The organism is Butyrivibrio sp. MB2005 (assembly GCF_000424285.1).
In the GTDB taxonomy this organism is placed as follows: domain Bacteria; phylum Bacillota; class Clostridia; order Lachnospirales; family Lachnospiraceae; genus Butyrivibrio.
The window spans coordinates 26182-48885 of sequence record NZ_AUJP01000004.1 but is presented as its reverse complement, the minus strand read 5'-3'; the positions used below and the strand labels follow the sequence as shown (position 1 = coordinate 48885).

Annotated in this window: 19 protein-coding genes; 2 read left to right on the top strand and 17 right to left on the bottom strand. The window is 41.2% G+C overall.

The genetic code is table 11. From position 1 onward, the window contains the following. Window positions 1–18: 18 nt before the first annotated feature. From pseC to G610_RS21885, 4 genes are all read right to left on the bottom strand, one after another. On the bottom strand, window positions 19–1227 hold the full coding sequence (gene pseC / locus G610_RS0101605) for a UDP-4-amino-4,6-dideoxy-N-acetyl-beta-L-altrosamine transaminase (protein WP_026523377.1): 1209 nt from the start codon (window positions 1225–1227) through the stop codon (window positions 19–21). Window positions 1228–1268: 41 nt separating this feature from the next. Then, window positions 1269–2270, bottom strand: coding sequence for a UDP-N-acetylglucosamine 4,6-dehydratase (inverting) (gene pseB / locus G610_RS0101600; protein WP_026523376.1), 1002 nt, complete (start codon window positions 2268–2270; stop codon window positions 1269–1271). A 92-nt stretch (window positions 2271–2362) separates the two neighbouring features. After that, window positions 2363–2770, bottom strand: a complete 408-nt coding sequence (locus tag G610_RS23415; RefSeq protein ID WP_051197458.1) for a helix-turn-helix transcriptional regulator — start codon at window positions 2768–2770, stop codon at window positions 2363–2365. Between the two features lie 149 nt (window positions 2771–2919). Further along, a complete protein-coding gene (locus tag G610_RS21885) occupies window positions 2920–6048 on the bottom strand; it encodes an InlB B-repeat-containing protein (protein ID WP_081667126.1) in 3129 nt (1042 codons plus the stop codon). Between the two features lie 157 nt (window positions 6049–6205). On the opposite strand from G610_RS21885, the gene G610_RS0101580 reads away from it, so the two are divergent. Both G610_RS0101580 and G610_RS0101565 read left to right on the top strand, forming a co-directional pair. After that, window positions 6206–6451 carry a helix-turn-helix domain-containing protein gene (locus G610_RS0101580; RefSeq protein WP_026523374.1) on the top strand — a complete coding sequence of 82 codons (246 nt, stop codon included), beginning with the start codon at window positions 6206–6208 and terminating at the stop codon, window positions 6449–6451. 535 nt (window positions 6452–6986) lie between these two features. Further along, window positions 6987–7223 carry a helix-turn-helix domain-containing protein gene (locus G610_RS0101565; protein WP_026523373.1) on the top strand — a complete coding sequence of 79 codons (237 nt, stop codon included), beginning with the start codon at window positions 6987–6989 and terminating at the stop codon, window positions 7221–7223. An 86-nt stretch (window positions 7224–7309) separates the two neighbouring features. Here G610_RS0101565 and G610_RS0101560 read toward each other — a convergent pair whose 3' ends face one another. The 13 genes from G610_RS0101560 to G610_RS0101500 form a co-directional block, all read right to left on the bottom strand. Beyond that, on the bottom strand, window positions 7310–9100 hold the full coding sequence (locus tag G610_RS0101560; protein ID WP_026523372.1) for a hypothetical protein: 1791 nt from the start codon (window positions 9098–9100) through the stop codon (window positions 7310–7312). A gap of 8 nt (window positions 9101–9108) precedes the next feature. Further along, the gene (locus tag G610_RS0101555; protein ID WP_026523371.1) at window positions 9109–10137 is read right to left on the bottom strand and encodes a glycosyltransferase family 2 protein; all 1029 of its coding nucleotides are present in this window, start codon (window positions 10135–10137) and stop codon (window positions 9109–9111) included. A gap of 16 nt (window positions 10138–10153) precedes the next feature. After that, window positions 10154–11377 carry a glycosyltransferase family 4 protein gene (locus tag G610_RS19295; protein WP_051197456.1) on the bottom strand — a complete coding sequence of 408 codons (1224 nt, stop codon included), beginning with the start codon at window positions 11375–11377 and terminating at the stop codon, window positions 10154–10156. Further along, window positions 11374–12690: a glycosyltransferase family 4 protein gene (locus tag G610_RS0101545; protein ID WP_026523370.1), complete on the bottom strand. Its 1317-nt coding sequence runs from the start codon at window positions 12688–12690 to the stop codon at window positions 11374–11376. Before G610_RS0101545 ends, G610_RS19295 begins: the two co-directional genes overlap by 4 nt. Before the next feature lie 57 nt (window positions 12691–12747). Beyond that, complete coding sequence (locus G610_RS0101540) at window positions 12748–13632, bottom strand: glycosyltransferase (RefSeq protein WP_026523369.1); 885 nt, start codon at window positions 13630–13632, stop codon at window positions 12748–12750. 28 nt (window positions 13633–13660) lie between these two features. Further along, entirely contained in the window at window positions 13661–14821 is a 1161-nt protein-coding gene (locus G610_RS0101535) for an EpsG family protein (RefSeq protein WP_026523368.1), read from the bottom strand. A 25-nt stretch (window positions 14822–14846) separates the two neighbouring features. Continuing rightward, a complete protein-coding gene (locus G610_RS0101530) occupies window positions 14847–15632 on the bottom strand; it encodes a glycosyltransferase family A protein (RefSeq protein WP_035793907.1) in 786 nt (261 codons plus the stop codon). Between the two features lies 1 nt (window position 15633). Further along, window positions 15634–16728: a hypothetical protein gene (locus tag G610_RS0101525; RefSeq protein ID WP_026523366.1), complete on the bottom strand. Its 1095-nt coding sequence runs from the start codon at window positions 16726–16728 to the stop codon at window positions 15634–15636. Window positions 16729–16760: 32 nt separating this feature from the next. Further along, a complete protein-coding gene (locus G610_RS0101520; RefSeq protein WP_026523365.1) occupies window positions 16761–18176 on the bottom strand; it encodes a sugar transferase in 1416 nt (471 codons plus the stop codon). A gap of 22 nt (window positions 18177–18198) precedes the next feature. Further along, complete coding sequence (locus tag G610_RS0101515; RefSeq protein ID WP_035793910.1) at window positions 18199–18969, bottom strand: glycosyltransferase family 2 protein; 771 nt, start codon at window positions 18967–18969, stop codon at window positions 18199–18201. Beyond that, window positions 18969–19901: a glycosyltransferase family 2 protein gene (locus G610_RS0101510; RefSeq protein WP_026523363.1), complete on the bottom strand. Its 933-nt coding sequence runs from the start codon at window positions 19899–19901 to the stop codon at window positions 18969–18971. Before G610_RS0101510 ends, G610_RS0101515 begins: the two co-directional genes overlap by 1 nt. A 1-nt stretch (window position 19902) precedes the next feature. Beyond that, window positions 19903–20844: a GDP-L-fucose synthase family protein gene (locus tag G610_RS0101505; protein WP_026523362.1), complete on the bottom strand. Its 942-nt coding sequence runs from the start codon at window positions 20842–20844 to the stop codon at window positions 19903–19905. Between the two features lie 67 nt (window positions 20845–20911). Continuing rightward, window positions 20912–22693 (bottom strand): LIC_10190 family membrane protein, encoded by a 1782-nt coding sequence (locus G610_RS0101500; RefSeq protein ID WP_026523361.1) that lies wholly within the window; start codon window positions 22691–22693, stop codon window positions 20912–20914. Window positions 22694–22704 lie beyond the last annotated feature (11 nt).

The following is a 22704-nucleotide window of genomic DNA, read 5'->3' as shown; positions in this document are numbered from 1 at the left end:
ATTAACTCCGAATATATCTTATTTTCTGTAATAGCTTACGATCTTTTTAACCGCCTCTATTACATCCTTAGCATCATCATCCGACATTCCTGAATAAAGCGGAATTGTAATCATCTCATCATAGAGCTTCTCGGCATTAGGGCAAAGTCCCTTCTTATAACCAAGCTTCTCATAATAAGGGAAATAGTAAGTCGGTATATAATGCACATTGCAGATGATATTCTCAGCAGCAAGCGCATCGAAAAACTCCCTGCGGCCTATCTTAAGCTTTTCGGGAACTATTCTCAAAATATAAAGATGGCGTGTACTGTCACAGCCTTCTGTTTCCTTCTGAACGAATAACTCAGGCATCTGAGAAAAGGCTTCATCGTAAAGCTTCTTGATAGCCTTTCTTCTGGTCATGAACTCAGGAAGTCTGTCCATCTGACTGGAAATAAGACCTGCCTGAATATCTGTGATCCTGTAATTGGGAGCAAGCATAAGCTGCTCATAATACCAGGGGCCATCGGATTCGTGCTCCATCTGGGCTTCGTTCCTTGTTATTCCATGAGCTCTTAAAAGCATAAGCTTATCGTAGAACTCCTTATTGTCGGTAACAATCGCACCGCCTTCACCACCTGTAACAGTCTTAACGGCATGGAAGCTGAAGGTACTCATATCAGCAATGGTTCCAACATGGGCACCCTTATATTTGGTACCGACAGAATGAGCCGCATCCTCTATCATAACAAGGCCGTGCCTGTCACAGATCTCTCTGATCTTATCAAGATCACCGGTCTGTCCTGTGTAATCAACAGGAATAACAACCTTGGTCTTATCAGTGATCTTCCTCTCTATATCCTCGGGATCAATCTGATAAGTCTCGGGACCAATATCCGCAAATACAGGTTTTGCACCACAATAGAGCGCACAGTTGGCGCTGGCTGCAAAAGTAATGGGAGTGGTAATAACCTCATCACCCTCTCCAACACCTGCTGCAAGACATGCTACATGAAGAGCTGCGGTGTCATTGCTTATGGCTACTGCGTATTTGGCGCCCGTAAGCTCACACAGTTTTTTCTCCATCTCAGTTATTGCAGGGCCTGTTGTAAGATAGTCGCTTTTTAATACATCTACTACAGCTGCAATATCCTTATCATTTATGTCCTGGTGCGAATAGTATAATTTTTTGTCCCTAACGGGCGAACCCCCGCAAATTGCAGGGATTCCAATATTTTCATTATTCATTTATGCCCTTATCTGTCAGCTAAGCTGAACTTACATACAAATTAGTGATCTACTGCCTCGTGAAGTCTTGCTCTGATGTCATCTACGCTCATCCACTCTGTGTTATTGCCTGAGCTATAGACGAATCCATCTTCAACCTTCTTACCTCTGGGATCAGGCTTCTGTCTGTCATTGAAGGTAACCTGAGGATAAACAATATAGTGCTTATCAAATTCATAGGTAAAAGGTGAATCCTCAGCAGTAACCATGCATTCATCAAGCTTCTCACCGGGACGGATGCCAACCTCTCTAGTAGCAATTCCGGGACACATAGCTTCAGCCAGATCCTTAACATTGAAGGAAGGAATCTTGCTGATGAAGGTCTCGCCGCCCTTAGCCTCATCCAATGCCTTGAGAACCAGCTCAACGCCCTCCGGAAGACTGATCCAGAATCTGGTCATTCTGTAGTCAGTAATAGGAAGCTCCTTCTCACCCTTCTCAATAAGACTCTTGAATAACGGAATAATTGATCCGCGGCTTCCTGCCACGTTACCATATCTTACAATTGAGAAGTTAATATCTTTATTACCTGCATATGCATTAGCTGCAATAAACAGTTTATCGGAAACCATCTTGGTTGCACCGTAGAGATTAACAGGATTTACAGCCTTGTCGGTACTAAGAGCAACAACTCGCTTAACTCCTGTATTAAGTGCTGCATTGATTACATTCTGCGCACCATTAACATTAGTCTTAATAGCCTCATCAGGATTATACTCACACGCAGGAACCTGCTTAAGAGCAGCAGCATGGATAACGTAATCAACGCCCTCCATGGCACGCTCCATACGAGCGCCATCTCTCACATCACCGATGAAAAATCTCATCTGATCAGCATGTTCCCTATAAACCTTCTCATTGGACATAGTGAACTGCTTGTACTCATCACGTGAATATACAATGATCTTCTTAGGGTTGTAATGCTCAAGAAGATACTCTGTAAAGCAATGTCCGAATGAACCTGTTCCTCCTGTTACCAGTATGGTTTTATCATCTAATTTCATTTCTTACCTCTTTTCAAAGCATAATTCTAATAGATTATACTATAAAATAAGAAATAAATGGATACCTTTATTAAAAATAGGAAAATATGTGGCTAGTTTTCAGCAATATCTTCAGGCTTGCAGGAAAGAACGTCAGCCAGTTTTTTCACAATTCTATACTGAGCACGTGAAATATCACGCTTACCTTGCTCATAAGCGCAGATTGTCTCCACTGAGATCCCGGCCTTTTCTGCAAGCTCCTCCTGAGAAAGTCCCTCGCTCTTCCTATACTTGGCAAGCTTTGTCTCCAAATTATCTGCACTTTTTTCTTCAAAAAATTCTGAAAGCGTAATTCCAAATGCTATGCACATTTTCTCTATAGCGTCCGTTGGTGGAACAATCCCTCGGCCATACCATGTCGCCATAGACGACTGCGGAATATTCGCATTTTTAGCCAATCTGTATACAGACCAGCCCCTCTCATTTCTAAGCTCAGTTACTCTATTCAAAACATCAAACATGTTATACCTTCGTATGCAAATTTTTATTGGACATTAAAAATATTTTTATTGCGAAAGAGCGGGCAAAAATCGCCCGCTCCTTCTAAAAGTTATTGAGGAAAGTAATTCTATAAGAGAAATCTCTCATAAAGATCGGATTATTAAGGATATTACTTCTTAACCTTAACCTTAACTGACTTAGGCTGTCCGCCCTTAGCCTCAACGTTCTTCTTGGTATCCTTGTCAGCTACAAAAATCTTAGCCTTCTTGTTGATCTTCTTGAATGCGTTCTTTCTGATGATTACGTCCTTACCCTTGATAGTAACCTTCTTAAGCTTGGAAGCACCATTAAATGCATTCTTTCCGATTTCGGTAATGTTAGCCTTTACAGTAATCTGCTTGATGGACTTATTCTTCCTGAATGTATTGTCCTCAATCTTTGTAACTGTGTACTCTTTACCGTTAACTGTGATCTTCTCAGGAACTTCGTACTTGCCGTTCTTGATTGCTGTTGCAGGAACTTCCTTAATGACAGCTGTTCCATCTGCCTTGGTATCAACCTTCTCACCGGATACTGCATTAACGTTATTCTCTGCCTTCGGAGCCTTTGCAAGTTCAGCCTTAGCTGCGTCTGCATCTGCCTTAGCTGCATCTGCATTTGCCTTAGCTGTTGCTGCATCCTGGTTAGCCTTGTCAGCTGCTGCCTTCTGGTTTGCTGCATCTTCCTTAGCTGCTGCTTCGCCTTCCTTAGCTGCTTCAGCCTCAGCCTCAGCTTCATTCGCAGCATCTCTAGCAGCTTGCACGTCTTCAGGAAGTACCCATACACCATACAATGTAATGGAATCTCCGTCTTTAGCTTTAACTTTTTCGATAACCTCAGCTACCGGATGACCTGCTAAGAAATCAGGCTCTTCAGCTGTTTTTGAAAGTGCCCATCCTAAGAAGCGATAGCCTTCAGGATAGCCATCACCTGCCCATTCATTATCAGGATCAACCAATCCTGTTGTTGCTATATATTCATCCTGTACACTAACACTAGGAATCGCGCTACCAATATCACAGTTCTTATTATAAACTATAATATACTCAGACTCATTGGGTTCCCACTGTGCTATAAGTTCTACAGCCGCCGTTGTAGTAATAGTTGCTTCATCTGCATATTCTGTGTCGCTACCATCTACTTTCCAGCCCTTGAATGTCTTACCAGCAAGTTTATATGTATTCTTGGGAAGTTTTGTTGCAACACCAGAATCTACGATAAATGCTTCCATAGGAGTTGCAGTTGCTCCTCCACCATTAAAGGTTACTGTTACAGTTGCCTTTGATACAGCATAGAACGTAATCTCACGTTCGCTGATATCTGCAGTCTGAGGTTTATATGTAGAACCAGCTGCATATATAGTTGCTCCAGCTGCTTTTGCAGCTGCCTCACTACCATAAACCTTTCCTAGTGTCCAACCAACCAGTGCTTTATCAGCTCCAGGGTTATAACTGTCATTTAGAGTAACGTTTCCGTTCTTTGATACAGTACTTGTAGCTACATTTTCTCCATCTTTAGTTGTTTTATAATTTATATCAATGGTATCATCAGTACTTGCAAAAATTGCATAAAGCTTAACTGTAGCGTTCTTTGCCGTAAATAAATTCTTGACCTGAGTTGTAGCTAAATATTTGGGATTTACAGCTGAACTATTTGTATCCCAGCCCAGAGCAGTTTTGCCATTAACATCTGGTAAAGCTCCTATATTACTAATATCATCAGTACTATCATACGGTTTTACTTTGCTTCCAATTTTTGTACTTCCGTTATATAGTTCTACGGTAAATGTATCTTTTTCCCACTGAGCATAATATTCAGCATTTGTAGCTATAGTTTCTTGGAAACCATCTGCCTTTGCTATTCCGTTGCCATTAGCAAGTGTATTCCATCCTTTAAAATGATAATTCTCAGGAGCAGCAAAGCTATTGGTTACAGTAACTTTTTTACCAACTTCGTCTTTCATTTTAATATCATCTGGTTCATTTGATGCACCAGCTGGATAATTGGCTTTAAGAGTAACGGTAGCCTCAGCTTTTGTGCTATTCTCGAATACAGCAAAAAGATTTATGTTTTGGGGATCTGCCTTATCAATACTAATCACATCGCCTGTATTATACTCAACTTCGCCATCTGCTGTAGTAGACCATCCTTTAAACTCATAGTCATCTGCATTTGCAAACTGAATTTGATTTCTTGTGTTCATAGCAGTTTTAACTACTGAAGGCAAGGTAACACTACCGCCATCCACCTTTAATGAAACTGTATTATTGTCATCCCAAGGATTTCCTGTCTTAACTATCGAAATACCGGCAGTATTAACTGCTAATGATACTTTATTTGTATCTGCAACCCAATTGTAATACAAGGTTGCTTCTCTATCTTCTCCTATTTTTGCCAGAACATTATCTACATTATCAGCATATTTAAAGGTAAATCCTGTACCATCAGCTTTTGTATTCCACTCATAACCTTCTTTAAGAGTATAATACTTCTTAGATACTACAACGCCATAGTCCTGCGGAGATGCTAATGTAGTACTGGATATATCACTATATTTTCCCGTAATTGCTGAAGGCACCTTGCCTGTTGTAGCACCATTCTTATCAAATCTGATGGTATACATCTGTTCTTCATATACCGGTGTAAATACTATGGTTGCATTATCATAGTTAGTATCTTTATAAGCAAGATCTATCGCAGCAGACTGCTTTGCAGCACTATCACCAGCCTTGATTTCAAGTTCAGGGTCAGAATCCAGATTCCATCCTTTAAACACTTCATGAGGTTTAGTAGGTTCTTCAATTGCTGTCTCCAAAGCTTTTTCGTAGGATTTAGTTGCCAATGTTGTATTATTGGAATCTTTTATCGTAAGTATATTTCCTACATAATTACCAGTCAGCGTAGCTGTATTTCTTGGTACCGTTATATTTCCATACTTCATTGTGCCTGGAACCAAATCATTCTTTCCATCGTTCCAAACAAAACGATACCCGCCAGGTAAGTTCTTTGCGTTTTCAATAATTTCACCCTGACCCGGAAGGGGAGCGTCTGTGTCACTTATAGCAATCGGATTAGCTATCGTACCCTTCAAATTTCCACCAGTATTACCAACAGCAAAAGTAATCATATCGTCTTCTTCTGCATTACCTATAGGAGACGACGCCATAGCCGTTAATGGACTAACCACCAATGACAAATTACTTACGGTCAATGCACCGGCCAGTGCAAGTGACCACACTCTTCCATGTTTCTTCAACATAATATTCTATTCTCCCTTCATAAAAAAATTTTTCGTGCTAAAGATAATCTTTTATGTTAAATTCTTATCTTTAGCATATTTTATGTTCAAAAAAATGTTAATGTCAATATATTATTCTGATTATTAACACATTTTTAATAAAGTGAGTAACTATATTATGAAAATTTATGAATTTAACGGCAGAAAAAATATTTGCGGGGAAAGAATAAAGGAAGCGAGAAAGGCAAAAAGACTGACGCAGACTGATCTTTCAGCTCAGATTCAGACCAGAGGCATCTTTATGGATCAAATATCTCTTAGTCGTATAGAGAATGGCGCCCGTTTTGTTTCTGACTTTGAACTTAAGTGCATTTCAGAATTATTAGACTGTAGCATATACTGGCTACTAACCGGAAAAAAATAACGAACTATGCTGCCATAGCATAATTCATTATCTTTTAACTCATATTAATTATTTGTTATCATTTTTGTGCCTTCACTATCTCACTGTTTTATTACGGGGAAAATATTGTTTTTCTTTTTTCATCCCCGTAATTTTTAGCCATTTTTCCGCCATTCTTACGTGGATGAATCTCATTTCTCTAAGCACCCCCGTAATCCTGAGCCTTTTTTCCGCCAATCTTACGTGGATAAATCACATTTTCCCATTCATCCCCGTAATCCACTCCACCATTTCCTGATTTTCTTACGTGGATAAATATTGTTTTTCACGATACCCACGTAATTCAAAGCAACTGTAAAAACTAAAAAGCAACATAAGCCGTTTTCTTTCTTATCTCATAAGGGACTTGCTTTAACTTAAATTATTAAATTTTTATTAAACCGCTCCATTCTTATCTTTAGCACATTTTTACGGAATAAAGATGATACTTTTCCATTTGACGATGAGAGTCGCTCCATATTTTCTCATCACTAATACGAATGGAAGGTATCTGAGTATGAAAATTTATGATTTCCAGGGAAAAAAGAATATTTGCGGACTTCGCCTAAAAGAAGCAAGGAAAGAGAAAAAGCTCTCGCAGTTAGAGCTTGCTGAAGAGATGCAGGCAAGAGGTATCACACTTGAACGTGATTCTATCAGCCGCATCGAGATTGGCACCAGATTTGTTGCGGATTATGAGCTAATGATATTTTCACAGATATTAGAAAAAGACGTGGATTGGTTTCTAAGTTGAAGCCAATCCACGTCTTTATTTATATAGCAGCCGTAACTTCATAAGCTATGCCGGGGAACATATCCCTTATTATTCTTGATATTCTTCTATTTCAATTCATATACTGTCCACATGTCTTTTGCAGAAATCTTCTCGCTCTTTTCACTCTTTGAATTACAGCTTTCTATGATAGACAAAATCTCATCACGGTTATCATGGTCTGCTGCATACACAATGACTGTGTCTGCTTCTGTAAGCTCTGCATCGCTTATTGCCTCCGTGTCTGCCTCATTGACATAGTACAGCTTATCATACTCTAACAATTCATCCGTAATTCTCCATATGTTATCCGGAGTCGCATCATTGTACATAACCACCGCTTTTGCACCGGCCTCATTCATTTGCCTTGCATAAGCTATTCTCGAAGCATCCTCCGGATACAGGAAAAGTACGTTCCGATCAATAACAAGTCCCTTCACGGTTATAAGTATGAAAATCAAAAACGTAACAAGCGTAGGAATACCGATTTCCATGAGCTTTCTATGTCCCACAATAGCCCTTATTCCGACTTTAATAAAATATACTGCCAAAAGAAGGATTATAGGATAAATCGGCATCTCATAGCGATTCGAAGTATTACCAAGAAGCAGCGCTGTTTTGGCAACTATAAGAAAATAACCGGTAGTAGCCGCCACAAGAATTCTTATATGGGCTATATGAAGTTTATCCTTCTTATTCTTCATTCTTACGAAAAAGAATAATCCGATAAGAGCTATTACACTGATCGCAATAACAAGCCATGCAAATCCCGAAAGCAGGTAATCATCCGCAAGTCCCACAAAGAATCTAAATCGCTCCCATATATTGGAACTGTCAGTAAAAGCAGCCTGGGCTTCCTGTCCTCTGTAGCCTCTGAAAATATGCGAGAAGGATGCAGGATATAATGCCACAGCTCCTATAAGAGCCAGTGCGCAGCCACATCCATATACCAGCAAATACCCAAATCTCTCTGCCATGGAAGCTGCCTGCTGCGTGAACTCCTCATCACCAAGCAGTTCGCCGATTGACATATTCATAGGGCTCCTGTCAGGAGCTTCCGGCATTCCTGATGAATCAAGTTTCTTCTTTTTCTTCTTTGGCATCATGAAAAGGAACCATAATCCAAAGGAAAGCGACATCATTCCCATATAAATCAGGAAATAATACTGGGTACTAAAACCTAAAAAGCTGACAACCGCAATGCCCAGAACAATATTTACAAACCCTTTTTTGAATTGTTTATCAAAGGGCTTAGAAAGAACATAGCCCGTAATCTCATTTCCAACATAATATCTTTTTATAAGACTTATGAGCCTCATGTGGCAAAGAGCATAAGCAAGCACAAACACAGTGAGCCACATATACATTCTGATAAACAACACACAGGAAATGGTCATTGGATTAAAGCCGTAGGCAAACATCAGCACAAGCCTTTCACCATCAGCCATTCCGATGCTTCTTGCAAGCTTATTAAGAAGTAAAAAACTGATTGCAAAGCCTATCAGATTCAGCAAAATACCCTGCCACTTGGAAAATACACCTGCCGATATTGAACAGATCGTATGGAGCATATCGTAAAACAGCGGGGGATGCACATCCCAGGACTGCACAATGTGCACCAGTCCGTAATTAAATCCTTCCCCCGGCAAAACCACAAACTCATTTCTTATAGTCTCAGAATCCACCCACTCCCTGTCTGGATAATAGAAACCAAGACTTCTGTTTGTTGAGAAAAAGGAATAGTACTCATCCTGATGAAAGCCCGCTTTTTGCACACCAAAAACACAGATCGTTATGATCTGCATTGCCAGCATTATGATAAGTATTAAAGTGACTTTTTTTGAAAGTGTTTCCTTCATAGTTCTGCTTAATAATCTATTCCTTTTAGTTTTGCGTGGAGCTTTCTGATCCCCTTTGGCGCCACTGCCAGCATGATCAGATATGCCTTATTTTTCCCTGTAAGATATTTATTCGAAAGTATATCTCCAAAGTGTTTTCTTAAAAAGGCCACGACTTCTTTATTATAAAAAGCATTGTCTCCGGTCATCCTGCTGATCGGAATATGCAAAAGATAATCAAGTCTCTGGAAGAGGCAAAATCTCACAGCCACTTCTTTAAGCTCAGGAAAATCATTCTGTACAAGTCTGTAGGCCACATCGGAATTGCGAACTATATCAGTAAATACCGGAGGAAAATAATCCTTCTGATCGTTCTTTTTCCTGGTGTTGCTGCCTGTTCTGTAGAAGACATGATAATACTGTCCGGGAAGAATGGCCAGTTTTTCAACCTTCTTTAACATGTGTATCATCAGATAAAAATCTTCATTCAGTTCATCCTCGGGAAAGCCCCTGCAGACTCCTGTAAAGAGTTCTCTGCTTGTAAGCTTCGTGCAAAATGAAGCATCTCCCGTATGCATAAGAAGCGTTCTAAGATGCTCCTGTCCTGTTATTATCTTCTTGGCAGAAGGCGGGATACACACATCAGGAAGCCTTTCTCCGGTCTCTGCAATCTCATCTCTTGAAGCCTGCACCATAAGGAGCGGCACTCCATCATCGTCTCCCTCAAGAGCTGCCTTCATAAGCTCCTCATACATGGCAGGATCAATGTAGTCATCGGCATCAACAAAACCCACATAATCACCTGTAGCAACGCTAAGCCCGTGATTCCTTGCCTTGCTGCTTCCTCCGTTTTCCTGATGGATCACAACTATATTGTCATGGTTTTTAGCAAACTCCTGTATCTTAGAAAGTGTGCCATCAGTAGAGCCGTCATCCACAACAATAATCTCCATAAGCTCCTTCGGATAGGTCTGAGCACATACGGATTCAAGGCATTTAATTATAAGTTCCTCTATGTTATAAGCAGGAATTATTACGCTTATTTTCTTGGTAAACAAATACTTACTCCTCTATCTATTCCAGATGATTATCTTCCAGGAATCCCCTCCAAAATGGCGGCGCTTTTATAACCTCTGCTTCACTCATGGGCCCTTTTGCAGGGGCTGCAACGCTTCCTCCGGACATTATCTGATTACAGAAGGACAACAATCTTTTTGCTGCATTCTCTGCATTCCAGGAAGATACAATGGTCTCATAAGCGGCATTTTGAAATCTTCTTATCATGGTATCGCCACTATCTCCCGTCAGCATCAAAAGCTTATTCTTAAAATCCTTTTTGCTGCAACCATCAAAGGTAAGTCCGTTTTCTCCATCTCTTATAAGATAAGGGACAGCGCCGGCTTCTGAGGATGCAATAACAGCGCATGCACTGTTCATTGCTTCATTAACCACAGCTCCCCATCCCTCAAGATAGTTACTTGCAAAAATAAATACATGGCTTTTTTCCATGACCTCTCTTACTTCTTCCGGACTCTTTGAACCGCAAAGGGTTACACATTCAGTTAATCCAGCTCCCTTTATCCTACTCTCAAGCTCTGCAAAAAGTGGTCCGTCTCCGACCACATCTATATGAAAATCTATCTTTTCCTTTTTCAAAATACCTGCGGCATACAGTACAAACTCCGGATGTTTAAGCTTAATCAGTCTCGCAGCAAAGCATATTCTAAGCTGCTCTCCCCTCCTGTAAAGCATTGATGAAAGTTCATGATCATCATATCTTTTTAGCGGCGGGAAATATCCCCACTTAAACATCTTGTCAGGATATGCACCGATAAGTTTAAAATCTCCCGAAACGTAAGCTCCTGCACACAGCATGTATACAGGACCGTTTTTATATCTCACATGCTCATCATATTTCGCCATAAGTCCTCTTGGCGAAATAGCCTTCCATCTGCCTTCTCTGTATATCCTCTCGCTGACTCTGATAACAGGTCTGCCGGAATCCATTCTCTCTCTTATAAGCCTGTCCTCATTGCTGTCCTTGCTAAGACCTGTCCAGCCCAGCATCAAAACATCGCAGTTTTTTATATAATCAGCGCAGACATTTTCTTCTTCATATAACCTGTGCACATAGGGAAGGCTCTCTGAATCATCGCTCCATCCCATGGCCTTTCGCCCCTGCTCCATAGGCACAGCTTCAATAAACCTGAAGGAATCTCCAAGGTTTTTGTACATCTCATCACAGAAAGGAATCTGATGATGATTTATGAAGTTCGAAACGAAGGTTACACTTATCATTCTCTCGTTATTTCCTGATATATTTCTATAAGTCTTTTAAAATTGGCATCCCCATCATGGGTAATAAGTGCATGTTTTCTGGCATTATCACCGTAAACAGCAGCTATCACGGGCTCCCTGAAAATCTGAATCACACATTTTGCAAGATCATGTGGATTGCCTTCTTCAAACAAAATTCCATCAACGTTTTTCTCAAGCATACTTGGAATACCGCCCGTATTGGATGCAACAACAGGCACTCCAAGAAGCATTGCTTCTGCAAGGGAGTTAGGTGAATTCTCAATGGTTGATGGACAAATGAAAAGATTACTCTTAAGGAGCTGCTCCTTCATCTGCTCAGCTGAAAGCTTTCCAAGCATTATTACTTTTCCGCCAAGGCGGTTTCTTCTTATCAGTTTCTTTAGATATTTACCGTATCCTGAAATGCGAATGGCAAGAGGATACTTACTTTTCCCGGAAGCATCCTTCTGCTCATCGGGCACTGTTACTGTCTTACGTTTTATCTTGCCTATAACGCTGTTACCAGCAACATAGATTTTCGTATCCGGGAATTCAGCAAGGATCTCAGGCATTGCTTCCAGCACAAAATGGAAGCCCTTTAAGGGATAGTCACCCTGAGATAAAAAGATACTGTGAGTAACTGTATTCACAGATCTCCAGGTACCTTTATAGAAGGTCGATCTCATGGTTTCATTCATATGATGATAAACCGCAGACGGATTTATTTCAGAAGTAACCCGTTTATCAAACTCGGTTCTTCCTGTGATGTGTCCCGCAAGTGAAATTGCTTTTTTCTCAGTCTCGCCCCTTAACCTGAATTTCTCCATCTGTTGAACGAGGCCATCATTTTTATATTTATCCCTGAAGGTCAGATCATTCTGAACGGACTCCGGGAGATGCGCCATATATACCTTCGCTATCTCACTGCATACACCCTGAATTCCAAGAAGTGTTCTGTCCGGTCTTCCAAAGGCCTTTTCTGCAGCAAGATTGTGTGGAAACTCTGTTCCAAAAACATGGATCATGTCAGGCTTAAAGTCGTCAATTATCTCCTTAAACCTGTCTTCCAATTTTTCATCATATACCTCAGGTGAATTCAGATTCTCATTAAAGCCATAGAATCTGACACCATCAATTTCTTCCATACCAAAATCGCCCGGAAAACTAATTCCGAGCTGAATTTTAACTGTATTCCTGCCTGCCTTTAGCTTCTCATAGGCACCTGAAAGCCATCCCTCTCTGTCTGACCAGGGAAGCCCCTTTGCCTTTGCAAAAGCAGGCAGCATTATATTACATACCCACAAAACTCTCATACTAAGACTCCTTCGCTATAGCAAGCGGCATAGCATTGCTGCTTACTACATGAGCGATTATTTTCGCCCATATATAAGGCTTTTTATTTTATTATAAAAACCTGCGGTCTTAGGATTCTGCGCTATTTTTGTACGGACAGGAGCCAAAGTAAGTGCTCTTATCATATCGTACTTCTGAATCTGTGACCTGCTGAGATACAAATGAATGATCTGTTCTCTCTCCCTCTCAGAAATCTTCCTGTTCTCCACAGTTTCCGAAAATCCGCCGCCCTCATAATCTGCTATAAGCATCCTGAGATATACGGTCTGAGCCTTCTCCACATACACACATCTGAGAAAATGCTCATAGTCCGCACGCACTTTCCAAACAGTATCGAACTGATATCTGAACATAAGTCTCATATCATAAAAACAAGCCTGATGCGAAGGCACATTTCTATAGCAGGCAAAATCATTTATCTTAGGAACAGATGAAACCCTCTGTCCTGTCTGCATCTCAAAAATATCACCATAGTATATGGCAGGAAGCGTAGTGCCAAGGCTCTTTATCGTATTCGTTATCTGCTCGTATACCTTGGACAAAACAAGAGCGCTTGAAAAAATATCTCCGCAGTTAAGGAAATAAATGAACCCCGGGACTTCTCCGGCACTTATCTCTGTGCCATAGTCTTCTTTTATATTCTCTACAGCAATATTCATGGCATCATAAATACCATGATCCTTGCCTTTAATGATCTTTGCCCTTCTATCAGGGGATTCTCCCGAGGCTGTAATTCCCAGCATCTGGGCAGCTTTTTCAAGAGATCCGTCAGTTGAACCGCCGTCTTTTATCACGATCCTGTAATCGTCAAAGCTCTGCATTTTTATGCTGTCTATGGTTTTTATAAGATCATCACCTGCATTATAGGCAACAACTATTATTGTAAAAAATGGTCTTTTCATATTCATACCTCAATAAACAGGGTTTAAATCAGCCAAAGCCTCTCTCTGATAAAGTCGCAGGGAGCTCATGGAAAAAGATTGTCTCATAGGGCAAAACTCTTACTCCGTCATCAGCTGCCCTTCTCATGTACATAACAAAATACAATGCGCAAAAGACTATGACAGCGATTTTTGCAAGAAGCTTCATGTTAACTCTGGACCTGATGTCCTCCTTCATCCTAAGAAGAAGTGCGGGTACAAAGAGAATCTGTGTAACTGTAAGGTAATATGCGATTCTGGAAACAGTAGGCAAGAATGAGCAAAATACATACAGTGCAAAAGCGCCGAAATTGCACATAAAGTAAAATCTCATACGCTTGTCGTCAAACAAATCTTTTCCAAGAACGTAAATCGCAAATACCATAACGGCAAGGCATCTTAATATACTTACTTTGCTGGTACCGCCGCTTAAATACTCTGTACCTTCATAGGAAGGATAAATCTTAATTGCAATCTTTAAATATATGTCCTTCAGAAACAGTGTCGAGATACAAAGCACTCCAAAAGCACCGTACATCCACCTCTTCCATCTGTATGCTGCCAGCGGATAAAGCACCAGAATCACCAGTAATGACTTGTGAAAAAGTGATCCCAAAAGCACCACCATCACAAATGCCGGCCAGTCTCCTTTAAGGCAAAATCTCATGGCCATAAGAGCTGCTCCAAGAGCAAGGTAATATCTCACCGTGCTTATGGACTGAAAATAATACCCAAGCAGCATGAACATCATAAAGGACATCCAGAAATCTTCTGATTGTCTGTATATCTCGCCAAGAAAAAGTGCTACCGTAACTGCCGCAAAAATTGCGAATACCGCCACATAATTCTCAAAGCCCGAAAACCTGTAAACGATCTTCGTCAGGGCATTGAATCCCCACTCTGTGGGAACAATGGCATCACTGTAAGCTCTGTGCATAATTTCCACATACTTACTGTAGTCATTACCCACATTCAGTCTTATGGCGGATATTCCCGTAAGCAGCACAAAAATGGCCAAAAGCCCCATACGGCTTTTTAGCTGGCTTCTGGTAATTCCACAATATACATAATTGTAATCATCCCTCACCAGGGCCGGTGTCAGCTTCTGCTTTGACTTTACAGTTAATGCTATAAGCAGAACCGAAACCGTCAGTAACAGGTAAATAATCATAGGTTCACCACAATGATGTTGAAGCTTATCTACGCGCGTCCTTTACGCCTCTTCTCATGATCAAAAAGCACCTTGGCAGCGATATCTCTTTGCACAGCTGCTTTTTATGCGCCACCAAAAATCTCATGCACATAGGTACGGCAAGCTGTCCATACAGGTAGTGATACAGATATCCTCTGTCATAGAAAAACTTCTCGTTATATCCCGAAAACCATGTGGAAGGACGACCTCCCTCCTCATGTCCAATCTGGATATTTGTTTTATAAATCCTGATTCCCTTATCAAGGCAGTCCTTTATAAAAAGAGAATCCTCTCCGTTACTGAATTTAGCACCGCCTCCAAAAAGAAGTGAAAAGGTAATCGAATGCTTGTGAAGCTTCTCTCTCCTTGCGATTATGGCATATGCAGGATATCTTCCGTAATTCTTATAGGTCACTCTGGCAAACTGGGAATTGTGATAGGTTTCTCTCCCCTTGGCCTGCTTCACATTAAACATGATCATATCGGCCTCGGGATGAGCATCAAACTCCTTCTCCACAAGAGCAGTATATCCATCATCAAGGACAATATCTTCATCACAAAACTGCACAAGCTCATGATCAGCGCGGAGTAGCGCAAGGTTTCTTGATAGCCCCACACCCTTCTCGTTGCAATTAAAAATCTTAATCTTATGCCCATTATAGCTTTGCTCTAAATAGCCGAATTTCATCTTCTGATTGATGATGATGGCATCGGACTGAATATTCATTTTTACCGGCAGTCTGTCCGTATCCTCAGACAGCGCCGAAACTAAAAGCTGAATTCTTGACATATCAAAGCCCCAAATATTGTTCCATAAACTTCTTATCCGCATCTACAAGTATCATACCAAGTACGGGACATCCAAGCTTTTTAAGCTGTGATATCAGATGCGCAGTCATAGCTCCGTTTCGCTTTCCGGCACGAATCATGATAAGTGCACCGCCCACAGTCTTCAGACTGCCTTCCGCATCTTTGTTATCTCCGGGAAGCGGCATGGGAACATACTTAATTTTCTCGGAAACAGTGCTTCCAAGAATTCCTTTAAGTTTATCAGTATTCCTGGTGGCAAGCTCAGCGTTACCTCTGTCATCGACACAGAAAACCGCTGCTTCGGATATACTTTTCATGTTAGCTTCATAGGCTGAGAGCAGCTCATTTCTGAAAAATGAAGGCTCCTCCTGGCCATCCCTTGTGATCACTCCAAAAACAGGCAGACGATACCTTCTCTCTGCATCCTCAGGAATATATATGGCATCATTCATAGACTCAAGAACAAGCTCTGCCAGTACAGCTATAATAAATCCTATAACTGCGCCAAGAATTATTGCTGTAAAAATCTTATCAGATACGATCTCCAACTTTACCTCAGACCTTCCAAGAAGCTTTATCTGATCAAAAGCCGTGTTGACCTTACCATAGTTTACAAGTGCATCATTCATGGCTACGGTCAGAGCTTCGGCAAAATCCTTATCTGTATTTTTTACTGTCAGCACCATAACCCTGACATCAGATGGAATATCCGCACTTACGCTGTCAGCCACAACATCGGCAGTGACATTGTCATAGCCTGCTGCCTTGAGCCCCTGGATAGCCTCACCAACTATAGACTCATCTGTCTTTATGAGAGTGTTCCAGGTAAAGGCATTGTAATAGTCCACCTGAGTTCCCTTATTCTCATCATAAGCAAAATAAATATAAAGTGTGGAATCCGTATAATAATTCCTGGGAGCAGCAAAAACAACGTTAGCCAGAAAATATATAAGTCCGCCTACAGCAGCTCCTGCCACTGCAGCCATGATAACAACCCAAAGTCTTGATATTAATCTTAAATAGAATGCTCTAAGGTTTATAATCTCACTGTCGTAATTCTCAGTTTTTCTACTCATAGTCAGGCGACTCCTGTCACGTAGCGTTAAGATCAGTTATTCTCACTGTCCTGTTTGAGAGCAGTAATCTGCGTCTCTTCAACACCCTCTGTGGCATCAGGTGTAAACAGTATTTTAAGTGTCAAAAGCATAAGTTTAAAATCGAGCCATACTGAATAATTCTCTATATATGCAAGATCGAGCTTCAACTTGTCATAGGGCGTAGTATTGTACTTACCGTATACCTGCGCATATCCTGCAAGTCCTGCTTTCACCTTCATTCTGAAAGCAAACTCCGGCATGGTCTCCATGTACTGCTCAATGATCTCCGGTCTCTCGGGTCTTGGTCCTATAAATGACATATCTCCGCGAAGGATATTGAACAGCTGCGGAAGTTCATCAATTCTGACTGCTCTTATGAACTTACCGATAGGTGTGATTCTGGAATCGTTCTTGGTGGCGAGTCTTGCAACACCGTCCTTTTCAGCATCCACACGCATGCTTCTGAACTTCATGATCTTGAACTGTCTCTGATTCTCTGTGCACCTTATCTGCTTATACAGCACCGGGCCACCGTCATAAAGCTTGATTATGATAGCTGTGATCAGCATGACAGGTGAAGAAAGCACAACAAGTATAAGAGCGCATATAACATCTACCATTCTCTTGATGGCACGTTCTTCAATCTTAAGGTAATACTCTCTAAGAAGAAGTACCGGAGTATCAAACAGATGCATCTGAGTTGAACCCTTTACCAGAACATCCGTAATCTTGGGCATCAGATATACCCTGATTGAATGTGCGTACAGGAACTTAAGAAGCTTGTTTCTGTCCTGGGTGGGAATATCCCAAATAACAACCGCATCATATCTTTCAAGGCTTTCCTTCTCGATCTTTTCAATGCCTTCCTTGATATTCATGCACTTTACAATATTATATTTATCTTTTCTGGAATTGAATTTCCGAAGGATATCATCAACCGGGTATTCCCCGCTTACAAGAAGCATCTGTCTTGCAGGGAAAATCGAACGGTACAGCCAGTTGGTACAGACAGCCCATAAAAATGAGATGATCAGCTGAATAGCCAAAAGCTCAAGCATAGGAACAATCCTTACCAGCTGAAGTCCAAACAATGATATCTGGAAATATGAAATTACATTTACCATTAAAAGGGCAAATATCTGAGAAAGGAAAATATCCATTGATTTCAGATATCCTATCTTCAGCCCTCCGTAGGTATTAGATAAAAAGAGTAATAAAACAAAATAGATCGCTATTACAAGCAGGTGTCCACGAAAATAAAGATGGAGTCCGGGACCTACATAATAACCGCCAGCATATCTTGGTTCATGAACCAGCGGATAATATACTTTAAGCCAAAAGAAGGCATATACTGCCGTCTGCATGGAAAGACCTATGAGTCCAAGACATAACACAAAAATTCTCTTTATGGATTCAACCTGTTTCATACAATATCCCTTTAGATTCCTGTCACAGTCTCCTCAGTGTAGCACGCAGCCCCCATGCCACGAGATAAAAAACACTGGAAACAGCTGACAATTCTGCAATATTTCTGTATAAACCCCAAATACGTTTAACTGCTTTCAGCTTATTGGATGAAAGTGACTTGACAGGTCTTCTGTAGACCACAAGAACCTCATCCAAACCGTAAGCCGTAATACCACTTTTTAATATTCTCCACCAGGTGGCTGTATCCTCACTCTCAATAATGGGCATGTGGATCAGCTCATCCGGAATAACTCTCCTGTCCATCAAAACCGTGGACGTAAAAATAATAGTCCTTGATAGAGCCTGCTTATAAGCTAAGGTCTTTGGAACATGCACCACCTTACCGGTAGGCTTTGCGTTTTCATCGCCAAATTCATAAGCTGTAAAAACAAAGCCTGCATTGTTCTCCTTCATAAAAGCCAGCTCTTTTTCGAGCTTACAAGGATCCCAGATATCATCAGCATCAAGAAATGCTATATATCTGCCCTCCGCAGCATCTATGCCTGTATTTCTGGCAGCCGCAGCACCTTCGTTTTGCTCCTTGCAAATAAGCTTAATACGCTGGTCATCTGCTGCCTTCTCCCTAATGATGTCTTCACTTCTGTCATTGGATGAATCCAGCACCAGTATCAGCTCAAAGTCACTATAGGACTGCTTCTGAACCTGTTCTATGGTCTCACCGATAAAAGCCTCTGCTTTATAAACAGGAACGATTATACTGACTTTTGTCTCTGAGGTGATTGCCCTGCTCATCAAATCTCTTCCTTAACAATGTAAATAGGTCTTTTCTTAACCTCAAGGTAGGTCTTACTGAGGTACTGTCCCAAAATTCCAAGGCAAAACAGCTGCACACCACTTACAAGACTGATAATACATACAAGTGACGGCCATCCGCTGGTGGGATCTCCGTATACTGCCTTTCTGACAATGGTGACTATAATAAGCACCGCTGCAAGGAAGCAGAAGAGAACGCCAAGAACTGAAGCCACTGCAAGCGGAACAGTTGAAAATGCTGTAATTCCATCCAGTGCGTATATGAAAAGCTTCCAGAAGGACCACTTGGTCTCTCCCTTCTTGCGCTCAATATTCTCATACTCAAGCCACTTGGTCTCAAAGCCGACCCATCCGAAAATGCCCTTGGAGAATCTGTTGTACTCCTCCATGGAAAGGATAGCATCAACAAACTGTCTGGTCATAAGTCTGTAATCTCTTGCACCGTCTACGATCTCAGTCTTGGACATTCTGTTGATAAGACTGTAGAATCTTCTGGCAAAAAATGATCTGATCGGCGGCTCGCCTTTTCTGGTCACCCTTCTTGTGGCAACAGAATCAAAACCATCATTTACGATATAGCCGTACATCTCAGGCAAAAGAGCCGGTGGATCCTGCAGATCGCAGTCCAGCATAACGACATAGTCACCCTTTGATTTCTGAAGGCCTGCATAAATCGCAGACTCTTTTCCGAAATTCCTTGAAAAGTTAATAAGGTGTACTCTCTCATCACGCTCATGAAGCTTCTTCACTTCGGCCACAGTGTGATCTTTTGATCCATCATTGACATAGATAATCTCAAAGTCCACATCATGCTGCTTAAAGAAGCTCTCTGTCTTCATAAGCTCATCATAGAAATCTGTTATATTTTCTTCTTCGTTATAGCACGGAACTATAATGGTAAGCAGTTTCATCTTATCTCTCCGCTCTCATTGGATTATTAAGGAAATCGTCGTATGCAAGTCTAATACCATCTTCAAGCTCTGTCTTATATGTCCAGCCAAGTCCTGCTGCCTTAGACACATCAAGAAGCTTTCTGGGTGTTCCGTTGGGCTTTGTAGCATCCCACTCAATCTCACCTTCATAACCAACAACCTTAGCGATGGTCTCAGCAAGCTCTTTAATAGTGAGCTCTTTACCCGTTCCGGCATTGACTGTCTCATTACCGCTGTAGTTATTCATAAGGAATACACACAGGTTAGCAAGATCATCAACATAGAGGAACTCCCTTAAAGGTGATCCGTCACCCCAGCAGGTTACCTTTTCAAGTCCTGCCTCCTTAGCCTCATGGAATCTTCTGAGCATAGCAGGAAGAACATGAGAATGTGTAGGATGATAGTTATCGTTTGGACCATAAAGGTTTGTAGGCATTACTGAGATATAATCTGTTCCGTACTGTCTGTTCAGGAACTCGCAGTATTTAAGACCTGATATCTTGGCAAGTGCATAAGCTTCATTGGTCTTCTCAAGCTCGCTTGTAAGAAGGCAGCTCTCCTTCATGGGCTGAGGTGCCATTCTGGGATAGATACATGATGAACCAAGGAATTCAAGCTTCTTACAGCCATTTCTCCAAGCTGCGTTAATAACGTTCATCTCAAGGATCATGTTGTCATACATGAAATCTGCAAGCGCACTCTGATTAGCTTCAATTCCGCCAACCTTAGCAGCTGCAAGGAACACATACTCAGGCTTCTCCTTTGCAAAGAACTCTTCAACCTGATCCTGTCTTGTAAGATCAAGCTCCTTATGAGTACGTGTGATTATATTAGTATAGCCCTGCTTCTCAAGCTCTCTTACAATAGCTGAGCCAACCATTCCGCGATGTCCTGCTACATATATTTTTGCATTCTTTTCCATATCTGTATTTCTCCATATAAAAATAATTCAACACATTATTTTACCTTATTTTCGCATTTATTTCCACTTACCCGGGATCTGCCGGCTCAAAGCCGGCACGGATATCGCTTCCTATGAGCTTAAACCCGTCAAGACTCGGCGCTGACGGAAACGCATCATAACCTGTTCTGTCACCGCTTACAGGATAGTAGAAGGCAATTCCTGAAATCTCCTTTTCCTCTACCTCATAGCTATTGTAATCCTGCTGCTTTACAAGGTATGAAGGATTGAATCTGCGGGCATCCTCAATTCCGAAATAAATGCTCTTATAGGTTATGAAAAGTACAAACAGCGCAAACACAGCCTTGTGCATGTACTCATATTTCGCAAGTCCCATCCTGTCATAGATAAAACATGCAAACCGCCCTATAAGTATCACAGCAGGAAGCCAGAGATAAACACATCCATATCTGATAAGCGGAGATGAGAAAAGCCAGTAGCAAAGTGATAAATAGGCGATGCCTTCCAAAAACAGGAAATCAGATAGAGCCACCGCCTTCCTGTGACTTAGCTTAAATACATTGCTTCCGCCTTTTCCTTTCCCGGATGTTCTGCCCACAAGCATATAATATATACAGCAGCCTGCATAAACAGGAAGGCAAAGAGTATCAAGAAGTAGCATCAGTTTGTTGAAGGTCCCAAGGGATGACACCCATCCAGGAAACCATTCCTTAAATGGTACTGCGTAATCTGCCACATTTGTAAAGCCTCTGCCGTATGCAATTATCTCATGGGCATCCGAAACAGCCCTGTCAATTGGCACCTTCCAGGCAACCGTAAAAATATCAATCGCCGTAAATGGATAAACCAACCACCCTGTCAGAATCATACTCCTAAGTACAAAAGGGAAAGAAATAAAGAATCCTATAAGCACAAAGTACAGGATAGGTCTTACTGCCCCTGATTTCCTTCTGGTAATCAGTCTGTGGATCGGATAGATCGCCAGTAAAAACAGCGGAGCTGCCGACAACTTTATGGTTGCTGCATACAACGCAGTCATACTCAAAAACGCATGTGGCAAAAAGGATCTTTCATGAATCGAGTAAAGATCAAGCCAGTGGATCACTATGTAGAACACCAGCGTAGTCATGTAATAATCGGACGCAGGTGATACCATCTCATCAAATATTGTGAACAGATAATAGATCGCAAGAATCCTTGCAAAATCAGGAAGTATAGGATAGCGCCTTCTCACTATCTGCACGATATCCGCACACTTTATCGCAAGGAGCAGCGCAAAATAACCTGCCATGGTATGAAGGGATTGTCCCATGAAGCTCATACTAAAAAGCGCAGAAAGCGCAAAAGAAGAGCTGTTATAGCCAAGTCGCAGATGCAGATTGCCAAGACCTTTTATTACACCGTATTCCTCAATCCATCTGATGGCCTGAGCGTGATACAGATCGGTGTCATAATGCATAAGACCGTGGGAGGTTGCATAAGCAAGAACCAGCGTTATAACAGCATAGATTACTACTATTTTTCTGTCAGCCAGCTTTGAAAATAGGTCCGTTAAACTTGAAAAAAGTTTATCCTTTTTCAAAAAAACAATAAGCAGGCAAATGCCAATATATAGAATATTGGCAATGATGCCCACTTTATAAACAATACTAAAAAGCTGCGCATAAGAAGTCGCAGCTATTATACCCGCAATAAGATAACTCTCATGATACCTAACCTCATATATGCTCTGCTTTTTACCTTTAAAAGTGAACATATGAGGATTATTTACGACAGACTGTAATATTGCGAATCCCCAAATATATGTAGTTACTATTACATAAATCCAGTTAAGTAAAACCGACAGCATTCACTGTCTCT